19 protein-coding genes are annotated in these 21529 nt (G+C 28.9%); 17 read left to right on the plus strand and 2 right to left on the minus strand.

Features of this window, described 5'->3' with window-relative positions:
* Positions 1 to 3: 3 nt before the first annotated feature.
* The 16 genes from CLFE_RS04390 to CLFE_RS04465 all read left to right on the plus strand — a co-directional run bounded on the left by CLFE_RS04390 (position 4) and on the right by CLFE_RS04465 (position 15732).
* Positions 4 to 708, plus strand: coding sequence for a nucleotidyltransferase family protein (locus CLFE_RS04390; RefSeq protein WP_077892401.1), 705 nt, complete (start codon positions 4 to 6; stop codon positions 706 to 708).
* Positions 705 to 1799 (plus strand): GHMP family kinase ATP-binding protein, encoded by a 1095-nt coding sequence (locus CLFE_RS04395; RefSeq protein WP_077835205.1) that lies wholly within the window; start codon positions 705 to 707, stop codon positions 1797 to 1799. Before CLFE_RS04390 ends, CLFE_RS04395 begins: the two co-directional genes overlap by 4 nt.
* Positions 1799 to 2419, plus strand: a complete 621-nt coding sequence (locus CLFE_RS04400; RefSeq protein ID WP_077892402.1) for a D-sedoheptulose 7-phosphate isomerase — start codon at positions 1799 to 1801, stop codon at positions 2417 to 2419. The genes CLFE_RS04395 and CLFE_RS04400 overlap by 1 nt, the downstream gene beginning before the upstream one ends.
* Positions 2420 to 2980, plus strand: coding sequence for a D-glycero-beta-D-manno-heptose 1,7-bisphosphate 7-phosphatase (gmhB, locus tag CLFE_RS04405; protein ID WP_077892403.1), 561 nt, complete (start codon positions 2420 to 2422; stop codon positions 2978 to 2980).
* Positions 2981 to 4039 (plus strand): glycosyltransferase family 4 protein, encoded by a 1059-nt coding sequence (locus CLFE_RS04410; RefSeq protein ID WP_077892404.1) that lies wholly within the window; start codon positions 2981 to 2983, stop codon positions 4037 to 4039.
* 1 nt (position 4040) lies between these two features.
* Positions 4041 to 5210 (plus strand): glycosyltransferase, encoded by a 1170-nt coding sequence (locus CLFE_RS04415; RefSeq protein WP_077851964.1) that lies wholly within the window; start codon positions 4041 to 4043, stop codon positions 5208 to 5210.
* Positions 5211 to 5221: 11 nt separating this feature from the next.
* Positions 5222 to 6427: a polysaccharide pyruvyl transferase family protein gene (locus CLFE_RS04420; RefSeq protein WP_077892405.1), complete on the plus strand. Its 1206-nt coding sequence runs from the start codon at positions 5222 to 5224 to the stop codon at positions 6425 to 6427.
* Positions 6428 to 6432: 5 nt separating this feature from the next.
* On the plus strand, positions 6433 to 7566 hold the full coding sequence (locus CLFE_RS04425) for a glycosyltransferase family 4 protein (RefSeq protein WP_077892406.1): 1134 nt from the start codon (positions 6433 to 6435) through the stop codon (positions 7564 to 7566).
* Positions 7567 to 7575: 9 nt separating this feature from the next.
* A complete protein-coding gene (locus CLFE_RS04430; RefSeq protein WP_077892407.1) occupies positions 7576 to 8796 on the plus strand; it encodes an O-antigen ligase family protein in 1221 nt (406 codons plus the stop codon).
* Positions 8797 to 8801: 5 nt separating this feature from the next.
* Positions 8802 to 10364 (plus strand): murein biosynthesis integral membrane protein MurJ, encoded by a 1563-nt coding sequence (gene murJ, locus CLFE_RS04435; RefSeq protein WP_077892408.1) that lies wholly within the window; start codon positions 8802 to 8804, stop codon positions 10362 to 10364.
* A gap of 11 nt (positions 10365 to 10375) precedes the next feature.
* Positions 10376 to 11401, plus strand: a complete 1026-nt coding sequence (locus CLFE_RS04440) for an LCP family protein (RefSeq protein WP_077892409.1) — start codon at positions 10376 to 10378, stop codon at positions 11399 to 11401.
* A 14-nt stretch (positions 11402 to 11415) separates the two neighbouring features.
* Entirely contained in the window at positions 11416 to 12180 is a 765-nt protein-coding gene (locus CLFE_RS04445; protein ID WP_077892410.1) for a tyrosine-protein phosphatase, read from the plus strand.
* Between the two features lie 97 nt (positions 12181 to 12277).
* Entirely contained in the window at positions 12278 to 12961 is a 684-nt protein-coding gene (locus CLFE_RS04450) for a YveK family protein (RefSeq protein WP_077892411.1), read from the plus strand.
* Between the two features lie 12 nt (positions 12962 to 12973).
* Complete coding sequence (locus CLFE_RS04455) at positions 12974 to 13657, plus strand: CpsD/CapB family tyrosine-protein kinase (protein ID WP_077892412.1); 684 nt, start codon at positions 12974 to 12976, stop codon at positions 13655 to 13657.
* A 15-nt stretch (positions 13658 to 13672) separates the two neighbouring features.
* The gene (locus tag CLFE_RS04460) at positions 13673 to 14692 is read left to right on the plus strand and encodes an acyltransferase family protein (RefSeq protein WP_077892413.1); all 1020 of its coding nucleotides are present in this window, start codon (positions 13673 to 13675) and stop codon (positions 14690 to 14692) included.
* Positions 14671 to 15732, plus strand: a complete 1062-nt coding sequence (locus CLFE_RS04465) for an acyltransferase family protein (protein ID WP_077892414.1) — start codon at positions 14671 to 14673, stop codon at positions 15730 to 15732. The genes CLFE_RS04460 and CLFE_RS04465 overlap by 22 nt, the downstream gene beginning before the upstream one ends.
* A gap of 56 nt (positions 15733 to 15788) precedes the next feature.
* Here the strand turns inward: CLFE_RS04465 and CLFE_RS04470 are convergent, their stop codons facing one another.
* Both CLFE_RS04470 and CLFE_RS04475 read right to left on the minus strand, forming a co-directional pair.
* The gene (locus tag CLFE_RS04470; RefSeq protein ID WP_077892415.1) at positions 15789 to 18113 is read right to left on the minus strand and encodes an Ig-like domain-containing protein; all 2325 of its coding nucleotides are present in this window, start codon (positions 18111 to 18113) and stop codon (positions 15789 to 15791) included.
* Between the two features lie 258 nt (positions 18114 to 18371).
* Positions 18372 to 19376 carry a DUF5050 domain-containing protein gene (locus CLFE_RS04475; protein ID WP_077892416.1) on the minus strand — a complete coding sequence of 335 codons (1005 nt, stop codon included), beginning with the start codon at positions 19374 to 19376 and terminating at the stop codon, positions 18372 to 18374.
* Positions 19377 to 19739: 363 nt separating this feature from the next.
* On the opposite strand from CLFE_RS04475, the gene CLFE_RS04480 reads away from it, so the two are divergent.
* Positions 19740 to 20972 (plus strand): CaiB/BaiF CoA transferase family protein, encoded by a 1233-nt coding sequence (locus CLFE_RS04480; protein WP_077892417.1) that lies wholly within the window; start codon positions 19740 to 19742, stop codon positions 20970 to 20972.
* The last annotated feature ends 557 nt before the right edge of the window (positions 20973 to 21529 follow it).

Genomic DNA, 21529 nt, shown 5'->3' on the forward strand with positions numbered 1-21529 from the left:
AATATGCAAGCGTTAATTTTAGTTGGAGGCTTAGGAACAAGATTAAGAAGTATAGTTAAGGATAGACCTAAACCCATGGCATTAATAGAAGATAAGCCATTTCTAGAATATTTAATAAGGAATTTAAAGAAGAATGGTATAAAAGATATTATTTTAGCAACAGGGTATATGAGTGAAATTATAGAGGATTATTTTAAAGATGGTAGAGAATTTGGTGTTAATATAGTTTACTCTAAGGAAAATGTACAGCTTGGAACAGCGGGAGCTATAAAAAATGCTGAAAAGTATATAAAGGATGAAGTTTTTGTTTTAAACGGAGACACTTACTTTGATGTGGATTTTAAAAAGTTGTATGAATTTCATAAAAACACCAATAGTATATTCACTATGGTTCTTAGGAAAATAGCTGATGCTTCAAGGTATGGTGCAGTTGAATGTGACAAAGAAAATAAAATTACAAGCTTTGTTGAAAAAGGCGAGACTTCAAAATCAGATTATATAAATGGCGGTATTTATATAATTAAGAAGAAAATTTTAAATTTAATTGAGAATGAGAAGAAGGTCTCTCTTGAAAAAGAGGTTATACCCAAGGTTTTGAGAGAGGAAAAAATATATGGTTATGGGTGCGGAAATTACTTTATTGATATAGGAATACCAGAGGATTATATAAAGTTTTGCACTAAGGTGAAAAGGGGAGAGAAAAATTGATTATAAGATCTAAAGCACCACTTAGAATAAGCTTTGGTGGGGGCGGAACAGATGTTGAACCCTATTGCAATGAGTATGGTGGAGTTGTATTAAATACTACAATAAATAAATATGCCTACTGTTCAATAGTTCCAAATGATACAGATAATATTGTTGTTAATTCTTTAGATTTTGATATGACCGTTAAATATAATTGTAATGAGAATTTAGTATATGATGGTAAGCTTGATTTAGTTAAAGCAGCATTAAAAAGAATGAATATAAATAAAGGCTGTGAGGTTTATCTTCAAAGTGATGCACCAGCTGGTTCAGGACTTGGAACTTCATCTACAGTAGTAGTAGCTCTTTTGGGAGCAATGGCAAGATGGAAGGGCATTGTTATGGATCAATATGAACTTGCAGCTATGGCTTATGAGGTTGAAAGAAAGGATCTTAAAATAGATGGAGGTTATCAAGATCAGTATGCTGCAACCTTTGGTGGTTTTAATTTCATGGAAATAGATAATGAAGAGGTTATCGTAAATCCTTTAAAAATAAATAAAGGAATAACAAATGAACTTCAATATAATCTGCTTTTGTGCTACACAGGAAATATCCATGTTTCGGCAAACATAATAAAGGATCAGGTTAATAATTATGTAGAAAAAAAAGAAGATGTAGTAAATGCTATGCATGAGATAAAAGCTCTAGCGTATGCCATGAAAAAAGAACTTTTAAGAAATAACCTGAATAACTTTGGGAGTCTTCTACACCACGGTTGGGAAATGAAAAAGAAGATGAGCAGTAAGATATCAAATTCTAAGATAGATGAACTGTATGAAGAGGCATTAAAGAAAGGAGCACTTGGCGGTAAACTTTTAGGTGCTGGGGGCGGAGGATATCTTTTAGTATATTGTCCGTACAATAAAAAGCATGCAGTAGCTGAAGCTCTTGAAAAAATGGGCGGTCAAATATCTGAGTGGAATTTTGAATTAGGCGGAATGCAAAGCTGGGTAGTAGATGATTCTAGATGGAAATATAATGAGATTCAAGTTGCTACAACTGAAGGAAAATATAAGTTTGGAATTAGTACTATGGAGGGTATAGGATAATGAGAAGTTTAATAGAAAATCAAATAAAATCAAGTATAGAAGCCAAACAGAAACTTCTAGGTGATGATAATTTTATAGAGTCAATTCAAAATATTGTGAATATTGTTATAAAAGCTTACAGGTCAGGAAATAAGGTTCTCATCTGTGGAAATGGAGGAAGTGCAGCAGATTCACAGCATATTGCAGCAGAATTTGTAAGCAAGTTTAAAATGGATAGAAATGCTCTGCCAGCTATAGCACTTACAGTAAATACATCAGTTTTAACTTCAATAGGTAATGATTATGATTACAAAAACATTTTTGAAAGACAGGTAGAGGCTTTTGGAAAAGAAGGTGACGTAATAATTGGGATAAGCACTAGTGGAAATTCTCCTAATATATCTTTAGCTTTAAAAAAGGCAAAAGCTTTAGGAATGATTACTATCGGTTTTTTAGGAAGAGATGGTGGAGATAATAAAAACTATTGTGATGTGCCTATGGTTGTACCATCAGAGGATACCCCTAGAATACAGGAGGCACACATAATGATAGGACATATAATGTGTGAGCTTGTTGAAAAAGAATTATTTGAGGGTAATACTGAAAATTTATTAAAAAGAGATTATTTGAGGATAAGCTAGATGAATAAGGCTGTATTTATAGATAGAGATGGAACTATAAATGTAGAAAAAAATTACTTGTATAAAATAGAAGATTTTGAATTTATAGAGGGAACGAGAGAGGCTATAAAAATTTTAAATGACAATGGGTATAAGGTTGTAGTTATAACTAATCAAGCTGGTGTGGCGAGAGGATATTATACGGAGGAAGATGTAAAAAAGCTTCATGAGTTTATTCAAGAAGAACTTAAAAAGTGTGATGCACACGTTGATGCGTTTTACTATTGTCCTCATCATCCTATTGATGGGAAGGGTAAGTATAAGACTGATTGTGATTGTAGAAAGCCCAAAGATGGTTTGTACAAAAAGGCTATACAGGATATCAACATCGATGTGGAAAAATCCTATGCAGTTGGGGATAAAATATCTGATTTACTTCCAGCCTTGAGTAATAAAATAGAAGCTTTTTTGGTTATGACAGGGTATGGACAAAAGGAGAGAAATATTAGAGAGGAAATTAACATAACACAAAACCTATATTCTTTTGTTACAGAAATAGTGAAGGATAAAAGGGATGATTAAATGAAAAGTGCAAATGTACTATTTTTAGCAGAAGAGCTTAGAGTAGGTGGAGCTGAAACTTATTTCTATAAAATTGAAAACAAGGTTGATTTAGAAAAGATTAATTTTTATACAGCAGCGGTTAATGGAAAATGTTTTGATAAATTAAAAAACAAACACAATTATTTTGAGTATGAAAAGAGTATTTTTAATAAAGTTAAAACTATAAAAGATATAGTAGTATCAAAGGATATAGAAGTTATTCATGCTAATTCCTTAAGGCTTGCTATTATTTCCTCCATAATAAAAAAAATGTACAGAAAAAAATTGAAGATAGTATATACTAAGCACAATATGACTATATTAGAAAAAATAAATACAAAATTGTTTAGTGCCTTTGTTAATAAAAATGTGGATAAAGTTCTAGCGGTATGTAATAAGGATAGAGAAAATATGATTTCCATTGGAGTTTTAAAGGAAAAGATTCAGGTTATTCCTAACAGCATAGACTTATCACACTTTAAATTTAAAGAAAAGGCTTCTATAAAGGATTTTAAAATTGGCATGTTAGCAAGACTTTCAAGGGAAAAAAATCATCAGTTTTTTATTGAGGTAGTTGAGAAAATCAATGCTTTAAATGAGGAAATTGATTTTAAGGCATTCATTGGTGGAGATGGTCCCCTTAAAGAAGAAATCCGAAACAACATAGAAGAAAAAAATTTAAAGCATAGAGTAAAAATGCTTGGAAATGTGGAAAATCCATATGAATTTTTAGCTGATGTGGATGTAATCTTACTAGTGTCAACTCGGGAAGTTTTTCCTATGACACTTTTAGAGGCAATGGCAGTTGGTGCAGTAGTTATCAGTGTAGACATTGGTGGAATTAGAGACTGTGTTATTGATGAAAAAACGGGTTATGTAATAAAAGATTATGATAGTGATAGTTTTGTGTCTAAGATAACTGAGGTTTACAAAAACTATGATAAAAATATCATTAAAGAGGCTAGAAAGTTAGTTGAGGAAAGATTTAATTTAGATATTACTATGGGTGAGCTTGAGAAATTATATGTAGAGGTGTGAGATGAAAATTTTAATAATTACTCCAAGTTGTCCGTATCCTCCCCATAAATCAGGAGGAGCTTTAATAATATATAATCTGTTAAAACAAAATAAGAGCGCTAATAATTCTATAGATTTATTATATTATGATGAATACGACAAAGAGGCGGAAAAAGAAATTAGTAAATACACTAGAAAAATATATAATAAAAACTTACGTACAAGAACAAAACTTTCAGATAGAGTTTTAAGTGTTTTGAGGTTTACGCCTTATGGGTTGTATCAGTATAAACATTCATTACTAAGGGGTGAGCTTACGAATTTAAACAAAAACAAATATGATATTGTGTTCTTTGATCAATTTTCTAGTGTACTTTTTGAGAATATGATAGTGGGTAGACGAAAAATATTTTTTGAATGTGATTGTGTAAGCTTGTTTTTTAATAGGAAAAGCAAGACTAATTCAAAATTTATAGCTAAAGTTTATAACACCCTTCAATACAAGTATTATAAAAGGATTGAAGAAAAATATTACAAAAAATTTAGTAAGGTGTTCTTTGTTTCAGACAGTGATGCAAAGTATGTTAAGAATAATTTTAAAGAGAAGAATATCCGTCATATAAATTTAGGTGTTAATATACAAAACTTTGATATTAGAAAATATAAAACTATTAATTTAAAAGAAAAGAGTATTATATTTACAGGAATTATGAATTATGAACCTAATAAAGATGCAGTACTTTATTTTTGTCATAAAATTTTACCAGAGATAGTCAAAAAATATCCTGATATAAAGTTTTATATAGTAGGAAAAAATCCAGATGATGAAATAAATGCATTGCAAAATAAAAATGTGGTAGTTACGGGGTTTGTGGAGGATATAGCTGAGTATATAGCTAAAGCTTCAATATATGTTTCTCCATTAAACTATGGTACAGGAATGAAAAATAAGATATTAGAGGCAATGAGCATGAACAAGCCAATAGTTGCCAGCAGAATAAGTGTTGAAGGTATAAAGGTTAAAGATGGAGTAGATGTAATCATTGCAGAAAATGATAGTCAGTGGATAGATAAAATTTTGCTTTTGTTATCAGATAATAATTTTAGAAAAAGTATAGGAAAAAACGGACGAGAAATAGTGCAAAAGCAATATAGTTGGAAAAAAGCGTATACTCAATTATTTGATATATAGAGGTGAGAGAGATGAAAAGGGAGGTACTTATTTACAGTTGGACAGGGGAAGAAAATATTGGGGATGAGCTTATATTAAAAAGTATTGCAAGGATGGTACAAAAGATAGACAGTAGGGTTAAAGTAAACGCAATGGGGACTAAGCCAAAGGTTATAAATAAGATTCACTCCTCTTTAGGACTTAATAGAGTTTCTACCTATGTAAATTGGACAATAAAATCTTTTTTAAGAGCTATTTTAAAGCACAATATCATTAAGGTTATTTTAAATATATTACTTTCAAATCAACTTATAATAGCTAGTGGAGGAGCGCTTTCTGATTGGAATCCTAGCTCTACTAAAACAATTTTTTTCTTAATTGATTTGTTTAGTTTTATGAATAAACCAATATGCATGATAGGGGTTGGAGCTGGACCTATACTTAAAGAAAAATCTAAAATAAGATTTTATAACAAGCTAAAAAAATTAGAGGTTATTACGGTTAGAGATGAGGAATCTTATAAATTATTAAAATCAATTGGCCTTAACAATGTGGTTTTGACAGGTGATTCTGTATTTAATATAACAAAGCTGTTGCAAGATAAATACCCTAAAAAAGAGGTGAAAGATAAAAGTGTAGCTTTTGTTTTAGCCAGGTTATTTAAGGTAGGTACAAAAGAAAGCAAGGAATACAGAAGAGAAATTATTAGGACCATAAGAAGGTTAAAAAAAGAAAAGTGGAAGATAACTCTAATTCCTTTTCACTATTCAGAAGATATAGGATTTCTTAAAAGTATAAATAAAAAATGTAAGGTGGAAGTTTTTGTGTCAGAAAATATGTATGACACAATAGGTGAATTGAATAATAAAAACATAATTGTAGGTATGAGATATCATTCAGTTATATTATCTCTAATATTCGGGAAAAAAGTTATTCCTTTAATATATCATCCTAAAGTTTACAGTGTGGCAAGACAATTTGGAGTGTTAGATTTATCAGAGAATGTGGGTAATGGTGAGAATTGGATTGAGAGTAATATTGATAGTGAGAGGATATTAAAGAATATTCATGATCTATACAAAAGCTCAGTAAGCGTAATTGAAAGCAGGGAAAGAACATTAAGAATTGTAAAACAGAAGGATTTAAACACTGAAATTTTAGCAAGCTTTTTAAGATGCAGTTCTGCTATGGAAAATTTAGAAGTAGACAGTAATTTATATACTATGGAGGCTAAGTAAACATTATGAATGTATTATTTGTTTCAGATCTAGGAAGCTTAGGTGGGGGAGAGACTAGCTTATTTAATTTATTGCAGGAGTTTTCTTTAAAAAATAAAAAATATGGGATAAATAGCTCTCTTATGTGTAGATTTGATGGCAAATTAGTGGATAAGTTAAAAAAAATTAATGTTAATTGTGAAGTATTAGATTTTAAAACTGCATTTAAAAGTTTTAAAGTGAAAGAGATTATTAAAACAATAAAGAGTATTAAAGAGTTTTTATATAGAAATAATATAGAAGTAATACAGTGTAATGAATGGACCAGTGCAGTATTATTTAGCATTATAAGTAAAGTATCAAGAAAAAACTGTAAGATTATTTGGATATGTCATGGTCAATGGTATAAATTCAATTTTATAAAGAGACTATTAGTAAATTTATTTATTGATAAAATAATTTCTGTTTCTGATAGTGTTCAGGAGAACCTAATAAAAAATAAAATTAATAGAAATAAGCTTTTAAAAGAAAGGTTAGGTATTAATTTAGATAAGTTCAGAAATGGAAATGGCAAAAATATAAGAGAAGAATTAAATATAGGTAAGGAAGAAAAGCTTCTTGGGGTTATAGCTAGATTTCAGCCTATTAAGGGACAAAAATTAATGGTGGACACAGCAAAAGCTATTGTGGAGGCTGGATATAAAAATTACAAATTCCTTCTCGTAGGAGATAGTATTTTTAATAATCCTAAGGATGCACAGTATAAAAATGAAGTTATAGAAAAAATTAAAGAGTATAAGCTTGAAGAAAATATTATCCTTTTGGGAGAAAGAAATGATGTGCCGGATATATTGGCTGCTCTAGATGTCTTAATTGTACCATCCATTAATGAATCCTTTGGTATGGTGGTTATAGAAGCCTTTGCAGCCGGATGTACAGTTATATCAACTCCCTCTGATGGACCTATGGAAATAATAGAAAATGGTTTTTCAGGTGTGATAATAGAAGAAAGAAATAGTGAAAACTTAAAAAATGCCATACTGAAACTAGTAGAAGAAAATTCCACTTTAAAAGTGATGAAGGTAAATGCCAAAAGAGAAAGTGAAAAATATGATATAGCAAGCATTGCTAAATTTTATTGCAAAGAATATGAGAGTTAAGGAGAAAATATGTTATCAAGAGTGAGGCAGGATAAATTAGGGCAAATATTATTAAATATTTTTATAGTGTTTTCCACCTTTGAGATTATTATAAAAGGTATTTTAACACTTAGAGAAGATAGTCTTTTGAGTGTAAATGCTATTAAGATTGGACTTGTCGTAGCTCTTATCTTCTCCATTTTTATAACAAGAAGACTTAAAAGGATGACGCCTAAAATTAAAGAGGTAATGATAATTTATTTGATATTCTTTGTAGTGTTGGCACTTAAACTTTTAGCTATTAATAATCCAAGTGATTTTACAAAATGGCTAGCTGATAACAATAATTTCAATTATTTATTCAGTTTTGTGTGTTTCATTATTATTATTAACATTAATGTAAAAAAAGAAAGTATTATAAATACACTTATTTTATCTTCTATAGTAGTAATGGGATTTTCATTTTTATTCTTTATAAAAAATAATTATTATGGTCTCGTTGCGCCTAATATAATTCAAGCTTATAGTATGGGATTTTTAAATAAGATAAGAATGATGTCTGTTTTTGCATCGCCTAATCATGCCGGATTATATTTTGTAATGGTTTATTTAATAGTGGATTATAGAGAGAAAAATAGCTTTAAAATGTTATTTAATATATATAGATTTCTTCTTGTAATATGTATAATGCTTACGTTGTCTAGAACTGCCATTGGTATATTATTTTTATATCTTATTATAAAAATACTAAAACATAAAAGTGGTAGAAAAGTTAAGAAGGTTTTAATAACTACCTCTATTATAGGAATAGCGTCTACAGCTGTATGGATTGCTATAACTAAATACAATGTTTACTTTTTTTCTGCAAGCTACATTCAGGCAGATAATAGATGGGTTAAGTGGCAGGTAGCTTTGGAGTATATAAAAAAATATTGGGTTATAGGTGTTCCTTTTAACATAAAAGTACAAATGTATACTTATGTAAATTCAGTTATAACTATTGTAGAGTTTTCAGACAATTTGTTTTTAGAAATAGCTTCTAGGTTTGGAGCAATTCTTATATTAGCTGTATTTGCATTTATAATAAAAAATCTTTATGTGGACTTTAGAGAAAAGAATATTACAGATATAAATAAAATTTTGTTTTTTATAATAAGCTCAATGACAACGGGATCAATACATTTCACTGTTCCAATGATATTGTTTATAGTCTACTGTACTAAGTTTCATGGACTTAAGTATGAGAGGTAAGTAAAATGACAAAAAATAAAAAGGTATCTTTATTAAAAATCACATCTATGGTTATTATTATAAATTTGTTGTCAAAACTAACTGGTTTTGCAAGAGATTTTATTACGGCCTCTAAATTTGGTACTAGTATATCTGCAGATGCGTTTTCTATGGCATCAGTAGTTCCTAATATAATATTTGCCATAATGGGAGCGGCAATTGTAAATACCTTTGTTCCAATATTTAATGATGTTATTGTTACAAAGGGAGAGAAGAGAGCTTTTAAGTTTTCAAATAATGTTATAACTGTACTAACTTTATTATCAATAGTTTTAACTTTAATAGGAGAAGTGTTTTGTCCTCAATTCGTTAGGTTAATAGCACCAGATTTTCATGGTTTTAAGTATTTATTAACGATAAAATTAACAAGAATTTTTCTACTAATAATAATAGTAAATACCTGGGTGTTTTTATCTACTGCCATATTACAGGCAAAGGAACACTTTTTAATTCCAGCATTAATCGGTATTCCATATAATTTGTTAGTGATTGGATATTTAATATTTTTTAGTTCAAAATATGGTGTTGTAGGTTTAACAGAAGTTATTGTATTTTCTATGTTTATTCAATTTTTAATTCATATACCATCTTTATCAAAAATGAAATACAAATATAGACCTATTTTAAATATTTCAGATAATGATTTGAGAAAAATGACTATTTTATTAGTGCCTATACTTCTTGGCACCAGTGTTCAACAGATAACTTCACTTTTTAATGGGAGATTTGCATCATCACTTGAAACCGGTAGTGTTGCAGCACTGAGTTATGCTTCTAGACTTAATTCTTTAGTTATGGATATATTTGTTATATCAATTGTTACAGTTATGTACCCAAGAATGGCAAAATTGTCTTCTGTGGATAAACTTACGGAACTTATTTATACCTTTAATAATTCAATAAAGTCAATAATTATAATTTTATTTCCAATAATGACAATAGTGCTTATTGAAAGTGTGCCTATAGTTAAGATTTTGTTTGAGAGAGATGCGTTTTCAAATAAATCAACTATAATGACAGCTACAGCTTTGTTTTATTATATTATAGGTATTCTTGCAGCAGGTCTTAGGGAACTTTTAAGTAGAATGTTTTATGCATTAAAGGATACAAGGACACCTATGATAAATTCGGCTATTACTGTATTTACAAATGTTATATTGGCGTACTATTTAAAGGACATTTTAAAGCTTGGAGGAATTGCATTAGCATCTTCTATAGCAGCATACATATCTACCCTTCTTCTTTTTATAAAATTAAATTCAAGACTTAAAAATATAAACTATACAAAGACTATAATAGTAGCATTTAAGGTTGTTTTTGCATGTTGTTGTATGGGAATTTTTTTAAAGATATTTTATGAGTTTTTAGGAATAATGCTTCTAAACAAATCTATAGGTATTGAAATTATTGGTTTTGGAGGTTTAAGTATATTAGCTTTAATTGTTTATGTAGTTCTTTTATATATTATGAGGGTAGAGGAAATAAAAACATTGGTAGCATTTTCATATAAAAAAATAAAAAGGGTATGAGGAGAGAAATTATGAAAAACAAAAAAGAAAAGAAATTCGGAATTGTTAAATCAATTTTTATTATATTCTTTGTTTTGATTTTTGGTTTAGGTGCAGCAGGCGGAGCGTATTTTTTCTCTAAGACAAGTAAAATGAAGAAGACAGAAATATCAAAAAAACCTACAGACCTTGGAATATCGAATAAAACACAAACAGATTTAAGTAAGTATAAGGACAGTGTAAATATAGCACTATTTGGAGTTGATAGACGTTTAAAAACAGATATTTCTCGTTCAGATGCTATTATGGTTTTAACAATGGATTCTGAGCATAAAAAACTAAAAATTTCTTCCATAATGAGAGATACCTATGTAAAGGTTGATGGACATGGAATGACTAAAATAACACATGCCTATGCTTATGGTGGACCACAGCTTGCGATAAAAACTATAAATGAAAATTTTAATTTAAATATTAAGAATTATGTAACAGTTGACTTTTATGCTCTTGAAAAAATTATTGATAAGTTAAATGGTGTTGAAATAGATGTTCAACCTGATGAAATAAAGTATCTTAACTCATATATAGATGAAGTATCAAAGTACGAAAAGGTTACTCCTAATCATGTGACTTCTTCTGGAAAACAGCTTTTAGATGGAAGACAAGCAGTTGCATATTCAAGAATAAGGTATACAGCAGGTGGTGACTTTGAAAGAACTGAAAGACAAAGGACGGTACTTATGGCAGTATTCAATAAACTTCAAGGACAGGGAAAAGGAAATATGTTAAGCATACTTGATGAAGTACTTCCATATACAGAAACAAATTTAAGTGGAGTTGATATTGCTGGCTATAGTACAAAATTTATTTCATCAAATATGAGTACTATAGATCAAGAGAGATTTCCTATAGACGGTTATTGTAGTGGTGCCATGATAGACAATGTTTGGTATCTTAAAACGGATTTAGGGGTTACGGCTGACCAAATGAGAAAATATATATTTGATGATATAAAGCCTACAGCTAAAACTTCACTTGTTGATATACCAGCTAAATAGAGGAGGAATTTAAAATGGTAGATATACATTCGCATATTATTCCAGGAATTGATGATGGATCAAATTCAATTGAAACTACACTTGAAATGCTAAGTATAGCTAAAGAGAGAGGTATAACTAAAATGGTTGCAAGCTCTCACTACTATAGAGGAAAATTTGAGAATAGCATTTCTTTAATCGAAGAGAAGACAAATGAATTAAATGAAATTTTGAAAGAAAAAGCCGTTGGAATAGATATTATACCAGGTCAAGAAGTTTTTATAGATAATTATACACTTGACGCATATAAGGAAGGAAAAATAGGATGCATCAAAGATACAAATTATATGCTGGTGGAATTTGATATGATGCATTTAAATGAAAATGTAATAGATATTTTGTATGAACTTAAGATAAAAGGAGTTAAGCCTATTATAGCTCATCCTGAAAGATATATTTATATTCAAAAGGATATATACAAAATAAATGAATTTATAGAAGAAAATACTTATTTTCAAATAAATGCAGGTAGTATTGAGGGACTTTGGGGAAAAATTGTACAAAATACAGCTATAAGGCTTATAGAAGAAGGGGTAGCGACTTTTATTTCTTCGGACGCTCATTCTATAGGAAAAAGAGCGCCTGGTTATAATAAGGCTTTAAAGGAGATTACAAAGATAGATCATGGATTAGGAGAAAAATTTGTGAGAAATGCTAATTTGCTTATAAAAAATGAGAATATTGAAAGTAAAGCACGAAAATTCAAGAAAACCAAAGGAATTTTTGCTTTTTTCAAATAATATGAGCGAAAACTATTTCAAATCATCTTATTTTAGTTTATAATGTAGTAGTCATATTTAAAATATTAATATAAATGTGAAAATGGGAGGGTACTTGATGGAACAGCAAAATGATATAGATTTTAATGGAATCTTTGATGTTTTAAAAAAAGAAAAAATAATGATTACAGTAGTAACAACAATTTTTGTGGTATTTTCGGTAATTTTAAGCTTTTTTATAATAAAACCAACTTATCAAGGACATGTTACGATTATAATAGGAAAAAATGATTCAAAATCTAGTACTAATGAACAATACAATGATGTTATGATGTCTCAAAATCTTACAAAAACTTATGCAGAGATAGCTCAGTCTAAGTTAGTAGCAAATAAAACAGTAAGTAAGTTAAATGATGGAACAACAGCGGATGAAGTTTTAGGTGCAATAACAGTTACACCACAAACCGGTACACAAATAATAGATGTAACGGCAACTGCAAAATCACCTGTTAAAGCATCAGATATTGCAAATGATTTTTCTGATAGCTTTGTAGAAGTATCAAAAGAGGTATACACAGCAGGAGATGCTAGAATAATTGATAGTGCAGTAATACCTAAGGCCCCTATAAAGCCTAAAAAAGCAATGAATGTAGCGATAGCGTTAGTTTTAGGACTTTTTGTATCCATTGGTATAGCTTTTTTTAAAGATTATGTAGACAAGACTATAAAAACTCAAGAAGATGTAAAAAGATATTTAGATTTGCCTGTAATTGGTGTTATACCTAATTATGAAGAGCAGTAAGGGGGAGAGAAAATGTTAGTAGTTAAGGATAAACCAAAATCACCTATAGCAGAGGCTTATAGAACACTTAGAAGTAATATACAATTTTCTAGTTTTGATAAAGATATGCAGTTGATACTTGTGACTAGTTCAGGACCAGGAGAAGGAAAATCTACTACTTCCAGTAATTTGGCTTTAGCTATGGCTGAGTCAGGAAATTCAGTTCTGCTTATAGATTGTGACTTAAGAAAACCAAGTGTACACAAGAAATTTAAAATATCAAATTATGATGGATTATCAAATGTTCTTGCAGGTCACATTAAGTTTGAAGAGGCAAATCATTGGTATAATAAAAATTTATGTGTATTAACAGCTGGTAAAATACCTCCAAATCCAGCTGAAATGTTAGCTTCAAAAAGGATGAAGGAATTTTTAGCAGAAGCTAGAGGAAATTTTAAATATATAATACTTGATGCACCACCGGTAATAGCAGTAACAGATCCACAGGTTTTATCAACTATGGCAGATGGAGTTATTCTTGTTGTAAGTTCTGGAGTTGCTGACATAGAAGCAGCTAAAAGAGCTAAGGAACTGTTAGAGAATGTTAATGCTAATATAATAGGTTCAGTTTTAAATAGAGTGAAGATGGAAAGCAGACGTGGGTATTATGGTAATTATTATTACGAAGAAGATGAAAAAATAGCAGAAGAGATATAGACCTTGGGGGAGAAGATGGAAAGAAATAGGAGTATAGATATTGCTAAGGGAATTGGAATTTTACTAGTTTTGCTAGGACATAGATCTATACCAGATATTATGGTGAAGTTTATTTATTCTTTTCATATACCGTTGTTCTTCTTGATTTCAGGATATTTATATAGAGATAAAGGTGAAGGATATTTTTTATATGTTAAGCACAAGTTTAAAACTATAATTGTACCATATATATTCTTTTGGATTATTTCACTAGGTATTCAACTTATAGCTATGAATTTTAATATATTAAGTAGGGTAAACGGAAAAGAGCTTATAAGTGAATTCTTTTATTTAACACCAAATGGATTTTGGAATGGTCCTTTATGGTTTTTAGTGTGCTTATTTGTGGTATATGTCTTATATTATCCAGTAAATAAACTTTTATATAACAGAAAATTTTATTTTGTTTTTATAGGTTTATTTTTAGCTTTAGGCTGGAGTGTTTCAGAGTTTAAAATTTATCTTCCACTAAAATTAGATGTAGCATTTACAGGAATTGCATTTTATATTATGGGGGATTTTGCTAAGAACATAAAAATAAAGTTTAAATTAAATACTATTCCTATGCTTTTAATTATGGCTTTTTTAACATTAATACTTTCCATTGGATTAAACAATACTATAGTTCAAATGATAGTGGACAGGTATGGAAATTACTTGGTGTTTATAGTAACCTCATTAACTGGAAGTTTAAGTATTATTATATTATCTAATTTAATAGGTGAATTTAAGCTTTTAGAGTGGCTTGGCAAAAACAGCCTTGCAATTATGGGATTACATTTTATTATTTTTATAGTAATTCTTGATCCTATTCAGAGTGCTCTTAAGCTGCCTTTAGGTAATTTCTTTTTTAGAAGTCTAGTAACATTAGTAGATATAGGAATATGTTTAGCAGTACTTAAACCAATTATTGAAGCTATAAATAAATATTTACCTTTTATTTTTGGAAAAAATGTACGCAGAAAAGGAGAACTATGGAAAATAAACGTTCAATAGGGATGGATGTTATAAAGGGCTTGGGGATTATTGCTATAGTAATTGGACATACACAGTCGCCCTTACTTAGATTTGTGTATTCCTATCATGTTGTGTTATTTTTCTTTATATCGGGATATTTTTATAAGGAGGAATATAGAAGTAACCCTATAGAGTTAATTAAAAAAAGAATAAAAACCTTGTATGTACCTTTTATAACTTATGAATTTATATTTTTGATATTGCATAATGTATTTGTGAAATTTAATATATATCATTATCAAAATTATGGTATAAAGGATTTTGTAAGCTCAGCGTTTAAGATTTTAACCTTTCATGAAATACAGTCAGATGCACTTGGACAATTTTGGTTCATTAAGGTTTTATTTATTACTAATATAGTATTTTGGGCTATAAATTTTGTCCTTAATAAGCTTAAAGTAGTAAAAAAAGAAGTTGTAGGGGCAGTATTTATGATATTATTATTTGCTGCGGATGTTGTTGTAACAAGACACGTGGGAAGTGGTAAGGGGAGTTTTACAGTTCCAACCTGGAGCCTTGTCCCTGTAAGTCTACTAGCTTTTTTCCTTGGTAATATGTATAAAAAATACAAAGCATATATTAAATTAAATTTATATTTAGCAATATTAAGTTTGTCTGGAATAATTTTAAGTTGTCAATTTGTAGGTACTAATATGGGGAATTTTTATATGTATCCTATAGTGTTTGTTACTAATTCTGTTCTAGGAATATATTTAAATTTGTATTTAGCAGAAGTTTTAGTTAATAAGAAGAGGTGTGGGGCATTGGCGTTTATAGGTAAAAATAGCCTGTCAATTTTAGCACTTCATATGATTTCCTTTAAGCTCGTTAATTTCATGCAAATAAATATTTATAAAATGGACTATTCTTATTTAAATAACAGAACTATAACTAATCACATTGATTGGTGGATTGTTTATGCTTTATTTGGAGTAGTTATGCCTATTGGGGTAGCTATGATTGTGGATAGAATTAAGAATATAGGGAATACAATAAGGTTTGTAAGTCAGAAAGCTTAATATGAATTTAAAAGAGATGCTGGTTAGCGTAACAGCATCTCTTTTAATAATATTAATTAATTGTATATATCAAAAGATGAAATTTCATTAAATATAACATAATCTGTTTTTATTATGCTTGAATCAAAAGTTTGTGTTGTATCAAAAGTATAGAAAGGGTCGCCAACACCAGCTGATCTTGAATTACGCCATCCGATAAAATCATTAATCGTATCTGTTGGTATATCATATATCTTAGATTGTCCATTTGTCATTGTTATAGATAATGTTGCAATATCAGTATTAGCTGTTGAATCTACAGTTATTGTACATTTAGCTATTTTTCCATCAGCTGTTGCAGCAGTTATTATTGCAGTACCATCCTTTAATGCTGATATTTTTCCTGTAGAGTCAACATCAGCTATAGTTTTATCACTACTACTCCAAGTTATGCCTTTACTTGAAATATCAGTTGGTGTAACTGCTGCTGAAAGTATATCTGAGTCACCTGGTTTTAATTTATCTGTAGTTTTGTTTAAGTTTATTCTTGTAATATTTGTAGGTGAAATTTTAGTGAAATCAGCTACTTCAAAGGATGATATTTTATCAAAGGATATATATTCTGTTTTTAATATGCTTGCATTTAATTTATTAAATATATAGTCTAATTGACCAACACCAGTTGATTTTAATTTATACCAGGATATAAAGTTATTAACGATATCCATTGATGTTATAAATGTTTCAGTTTGTCCATTCGTCATTGTTATTGATAATCTTGCTTTATCACGATTTGGAGTAACAGTTACTACACATGAGGCTGTTTTTCCATCAGCTGTTGTTGCTGTTATTGTTGCTGTTCCTTCATTTTGGGCTGTTATAGTTCCATTAGAATCTACTGAGGCTATGGATGGATCACTTGTTGACCATACTACACTTTTGTCTATTGCATCATCAGGAGTTATGGTTGCTATTAATTTGTCATTTTGTCCTGTTATCAATTCATCTGTATTTTTATTTAAGGTTATGCCAGTAGCATTTTGAACTTGAACCTTTTGATGAGTTACTTCTGATATATTTCCAGCTTTATCTATTGCTGCAATATGAACATAAAAATCATTTTTATATGAATTATTTATAACATAATTTGTTGAAGTTGTAGTAATTGTATTACCAGGAATTGTATCAGGATTTTGATCCACTACAATAGAATAGCCATTTATACCAGTTGTAACAGTTGCTGTTTTTGTAGCTGAACTTACTTTTGTGCCATCATTTTTTCCTGTTGCTTCAACATAATAATCATAGGTACTTCCGTTATCTGTAGATGAATAATCTAGAGAAATTTGATTTTTGGAAGTATCATTAGTTACAGAATTTATAACAGGTTTATTTGGTGCATCTACATCTTGTCCTTTATGATCCTCCCAAGAGGTTTGATCTGTTACTTGAGCTAAATATAATAGAGTATTTGCAAGTAATTTTTTTTCATCAGAGTTAGCTTGTCCATTTGAATGACCTGTTTGAATCATTGCTGTATTATTCCAGGTACTTAAATAGAAGTTTCCAGGGTTAATCATATCATCAGCGGTATATGATTTATGAGTAAATCTAATCCAAATATCTCCATATGATAGTTGAGAATTATGGGTTACAGGTACGGATAAGTTATTGTTAATTGTCCAAGGATAGTTTACTAAAGAACCTGTTTTTACTTTAGTAAGATTAGAAGTAGTGGAGCTAGCTGGTAAGATTCTACCGTTATCGTTGGCAGAACCTGTATAAGGATTAGAATTTGTTTTCAGGTTTAAGTTTGCATAATTGGCTAATTTAGAAAAATAAGTTTGGTTTATAGTATCATGCCCAAAAAGAACACCTCTGCCACTTTTTATGAATGATTCAACAACAGGTTCAGAAGTAGCATTTAAATCTTCTGAATTGTTACTATCCCATGAACCAAACATAATAACATCATACTCATTTCCATTACTATCCTTTATATTAGGATTAGAGTTAAATGTGCTTAGTGGGATTTCAGTAACAGTTATAATGCCTTTTCCATATCCTGTTGCATCTTCTGGATTAGGATCTTCCATCCAACTTTTTAGGTTGTTTCCTGCATCTGGATAAACATTTAGTACATGAACCTTGTCTGTAGTAGTACCTTTACAAGGCGTAGTTTGAAATTGTGAGTCTGTTGATTTTTTAGAATATAACTTATAGGAATAATCTTGCGATGCACCAGACATATTCCATTTTAAGTCATTACAATTTGCATCATTATTAGGCGTGACGGTTAAATCTAGTTGTGGTGTAGTATCAGCAGAAATATTATTAGTAGTTGTAAATGAAAAAGCAAATACAGCTATTAATAATGTACTGAACATTTTTTTGAGTTTCATAAAATTCCTCCTAAAGTATGTATTTGTGATTTAAAACCACTTTTTATTATAAAATGAATTTTAAGGAAGTTCAAATTAATATATACATATATGTAATTTAGTTTATAAAAAAGTGATGTGATTTTTATAAATTATTAGGTATAGAATTATCCAATATAACAAAAACTATCTTATGTAAAAGGGTATAAAAGAAGGAATAAAACTGTAAAGGCTTTCTGTGATTTTTATCTTATCACAGAAAGCCTTTTGTAATTAAAATTATTGAAGCTTATGAAGTTCACTTCCATCTGCTTTCATAATGTAATTTGAGGTTACTCCATTTTCTGTACCATCAAAGAAAATAAAGTTAGGTGTAATATTTATGTTTGAGACCTTTGATACATTGTTAAGATTAAAAGTTGTTTTTCTTAAAGTATCTGCATTAATTTTGAAAAAAGAATTTCTTTTATTGTCGCTAGAGTATATATAGTTGTCACTTAAATTTAAGAAATGTGAAGGGGAGGCATCAACCTGCTCTTTTCCCTCACCGTCTTTTTTGATTTTATATAAACTTCCGCTATCTGAATCATTTGTGTAATATATTAAATCTTTGTGTGTATTTATATAAATTGAAATGTCGTTGTTTAGCTTAGTTTCGTCTGAACCATCTTTCCTTATTTTATATAGAGAGTTTCCCTTAGTCTCATCTTGATAGTATATATAATCATCTAAAACCGTTATGTAGGAGGAATAAGAGTTGTTTAATTTTTGCTTATTTAGACCATCTATAGTCATTTTATATAATTTGTTTTCATCATTTTCATTTTGATAGTATAGATAGCCAGAAGACAGATTAAGATAGAATACTTTATCATCTGAAATTTTATAAGTTTTTAGATCACCTTTATTTATTTTATATAGCTTTCCATCATCAGATACATTTCTATAATATATGAAGCTGTCATCTGAATTAAGATAATAAGCTTTATCAGAAGTTAATTTCTTTTTATTTGAACCATCATAATTCATTCGATATATACCTGGAGCTCCATAGGTTGCAGAGTAGTATATGTAATTTTTATCGGCTAGGGAAGTACCGTAGTTACTTATGTTTCCAATGGAATTTCCGTTTTTGTAGCAGTCATTTTGATACTGTGAATAATGAATTTTATTGTAATTGAGTTTAGGTGTGATTTTATTCGAAGCTTTGCTTATAGTAGATTTAGCACATCCACTACATAAGAAAAGCATAATAAGAGTGAATATCATAGTAATTTTTTTCATAATTATATTCTTTCCTTTCATTTAATTAAAGGTACAGGGTATAAATTTAATGAAAGTGTAAATTCTTTAGAATCCATTAAAATATATCTCATATTAAGATTATATTAATAATTCTAACCACATTTAAAGAAATAAAACTAATAATAAGTAAGATTATATATATAATTAGTTGAAATTATTGAAGAAAAAAGTGAATTTAAGTAAAAATGTTTGAAAAATGTAATTTATAGTAGTAATATACTATTATAATGGATATAAACTGTAATTAAATATGAGGAATTATACGTTCTTTAGGGATAACATATTTTTAGTAAGACTTTTAATTTAGTAATTAGATATACTATTTAGGGGGTATACAATTGTATGGAAGAAGTGATTAAGGATAATATTAATAAATTATATGTAAATGGTGAGGAAAGCTTTAATGATAAAAAAGCAAACGTAAAAAGGTTACCACTAGAATCAATAAAAATATTAGATTTTACACGACTTTTCCCTGGACCATTGTGTACGCAAATATTAGCTGATTATGGTGCAGAAGTTATTAAGATAGAAGAACCCAATAAAGGTGATTATAATAGAAAATTCAGATGTAGGAGTGATGAAGATTACGGTGCTATATTTGCTACACTTAATCGTAATAAGAAAAGTATTTGTGTTGATTTAAAAACAGAAGATGGTATAGAAATTATAAAGAAAATTATAAAAGATGTAGATATTGTAGTAGAATCTTATAGACCTAATATAATGAAAAAAATAGGACTTGATTATGAAAGTGTTAAGAAATATAATCCTAAACTTATATATTGTTCAATAACAGGATATGGACAAGATGGGGTGTATTCCAATAAGGCAGGACATGATATTAATTATTTAAGTTACTCAGGTGTGCTTGATATTATAAATAGGACAAATGGAAATGATGCTTCTAATATGACATTTCCACCTTTCCAGTTATCGGATGTGGTTGGTAGTCTAAATAGTGCGGTGGCTATTTTATTAGCGCTTCAGAATAGAAATAAATACAACGAAGGACAATACATTGATGTTTCTTTAATGGATGTTACATTATCAAATTGTCTTCAGTGTATTATGCCAGACTATTATAGAAAGAATGAGTTACCAAATCAGTATGAAAGTGTGCTTTTTGGTAAAAGTGCTAGTTATTGTGTGTATGAAACATTAGATGGTAGGGGATTAGCAGTTGCAGCCATTGAACCTAAGTTTTGGGAAAGGTTTTGTATTGCTATTGAAAGAGAAGATTTAATTACATTTGTATATGATAATTCAAAGCTGTTTATAATTAAGGATGAAATTCAAAATATAATAAAGACTAAAACTTTAAAGCAGTGGATGGAGATTTTTGAAGATGTAGATGCCTGTGTTTCACCGGTGTTACGATTAGATGAATTAGAGAGTAATAATCATATTAAAACAAGACAATTGATAACTAAGCAACATTTTTGTAAAGGAAAGATAAAAGTGCTAGAACATCCGGTTAAATTTTCATCCATTATTTCTAGGGATAAAAATTTAGTAGCCAAGCTTGGGGAAAATACGCAGGAGGTTTTACGTAAATATATTGGAAATTCATAAATGAGGACTTTAGTAAAATATGCTTCTTTTATGGTAAATGGGACAATGGAACATTTGCTGTAAGGGGAGCATATTTGCATATATTCTGTTTTTACAAATATTAAAGCAAATTAATACTAATAAATAAAAACTTGATAATATTGTTACATACTGATGATTTAAAGAATATATTTTTAACAGAGCATGTCTTATGATGTAATCCAATAATGAAAAATATAAATAATGTTAAAGTAATTGCTTGAAATATGGCTAATAATAAGTATTAACGTAAAATTATTATATTGACAGTTAAGGAAAATATGGTAAAATAAAGTTGCTGTAATATAATTACTTTAAATCAAATAAAAAGATTATAAGTTATAAATATAAATTAATATTAAATTAAGTAAAATGTAATATTATAAGTAAAAAAGTGTAATTTTGTCTAAATTATATTTGTTTTAATAATTATTTGGGGCTTTAATTTGCATAATAAAAGATGTAATTTTTAAAATAGTCTGAAAATATACCGCCAGTTATTAAAGCAGCTAATAATATTGTTTTTTATTTCAATCTAT

Source organism: Clostridium felsineum DSM 794, assembly GCF_002006355.2.
In the GTDB taxonomy this organism is placed as follows: Bacteria; Bacillota; Clostridia; order Clostridiales; family Clostridiaceae; genus Clostridium_S; species Clostridium_S felsineum.

Bases quoted from the DNA above. Each gene is read 5' to 3' on its own strand.
- CLFE_RS04390 (WP_077892401.1), top strand. From the start codon at position 4: ATGCAAGCGTTAATTTTAGTTGGAGGCTTAGGAACAAGATTAAGAAGT.
- CLFE_RS04400 (WP_077892402.1), top strand. From the start codon at position 1,799: ATGAGAAGTTTAATAGAAAATCAAATAAAATCAAGTATAGAAGCCAAA.
- gmhB (WP_077892403.1), top strand. From the start codon at position 2,420: ATGAATAAGGCTGTATTTATAGATAGAGATGGAACTATAAATGTAGAA.
- CLFE_RS04410 (WP_077892404.1), top strand. From the start codon at position 2,981: ATGAAAAGTGCAAATGTACTATTTTTAGCAGAAGAGCTTAGAGTAGGT.
- CLFE_RS04415 (WP_077851964.1), top strand. From the start codon at position 4,041: ATGAAAATTTTAATAATTACTCCAAGTTGTCCGTATCCTCCCCATAAA.
- CLFE_RS04420 (WP_077892405.1), top strand. From the start codon at position 5,222: ATGAAAAGGGAGGTACTTATTTACAGTTGGACAGGGGAAGAAAATATT.
- CLFE_RS04425 (WP_077892406.1), top strand. From the start codon at position 6,433: ATGAATGTATTATTTGTTTCAGATCTAGGAAGCTTAGGTGGGGGAGAG.
- CLFE_RS04430 (WP_077892407.1), top strand. From the start codon at position 7,576: ATGTTATCAAGAGTGAGGCAGGATAAATTAGGGCAAATATTATTAAAT.
- murJ (WP_077892408.1), top strand. From the start codon at position 8,802: ATGACAAAAAATAAAAAGGTATCTTTATTAAAAATCACATCTATGGTT.
- CLFE_RS04440 (WP_077892409.1), top strand. From the start codon at position 10,376: ATGAAAAACAAAAAAGAAAAGAAATTCGGAATTGTTAAATCAATTTTT.
- CLFE_RS04445 (WP_077892410.1), top strand. From the start codon at position 11,416: ATGGTAGATATACATTCGCATATTATTCCAGGAATTGATGATGGATCA.
- CLFE_RS04450 (WP_077892411.1), top strand. From the start codon at position 12,278: ATGGAACAGCAAAATGATATAGATTTTAATGGAATCTTTGATGTTTTA.
- CLFE_RS04455 (WP_077892412.1), top strand. From the start codon at position 12,974: ATGTTAGTAGTTAAGGATAAACCAAAATCACCTATAGCAGAGGCTTAT.
- CLFE_RS04460 (WP_077892413.1), top strand. From the start codon at position 13,673: ATGGAAAGAAATAGGAGTATAGATATTGCTAAGGGAATTGGAATTTTA.
- CLFE_RS04465 (WP_077892414.1), top strand. From the start codon at position 14,671: ATGGAAAATAAACGTTCAATAGGGATGGATGTTATAAAGGGCTTGGGG.
- CLFE_RS04470 (WP_077892415.1), bottom strand. From the start codon at position 18,113: ATGAAACTCAAAAAAATGTTCAGTACATTATTAATAGCTGTATTTGCT.
- CLFE_RS04475 (WP_077892416.1), bottom strand. From the start codon at position 19,376: ATGAAAAAAATTACTATGATATTCACTCTTATTATGCTTTTCTTATGT.
- CLFE_RS04480 (WP_077892417.1), top strand. From the start codon at position 19,740: ATGGAAGAAGTGATTAAGGATAATATTAATAAATTATATGTAAATGGT.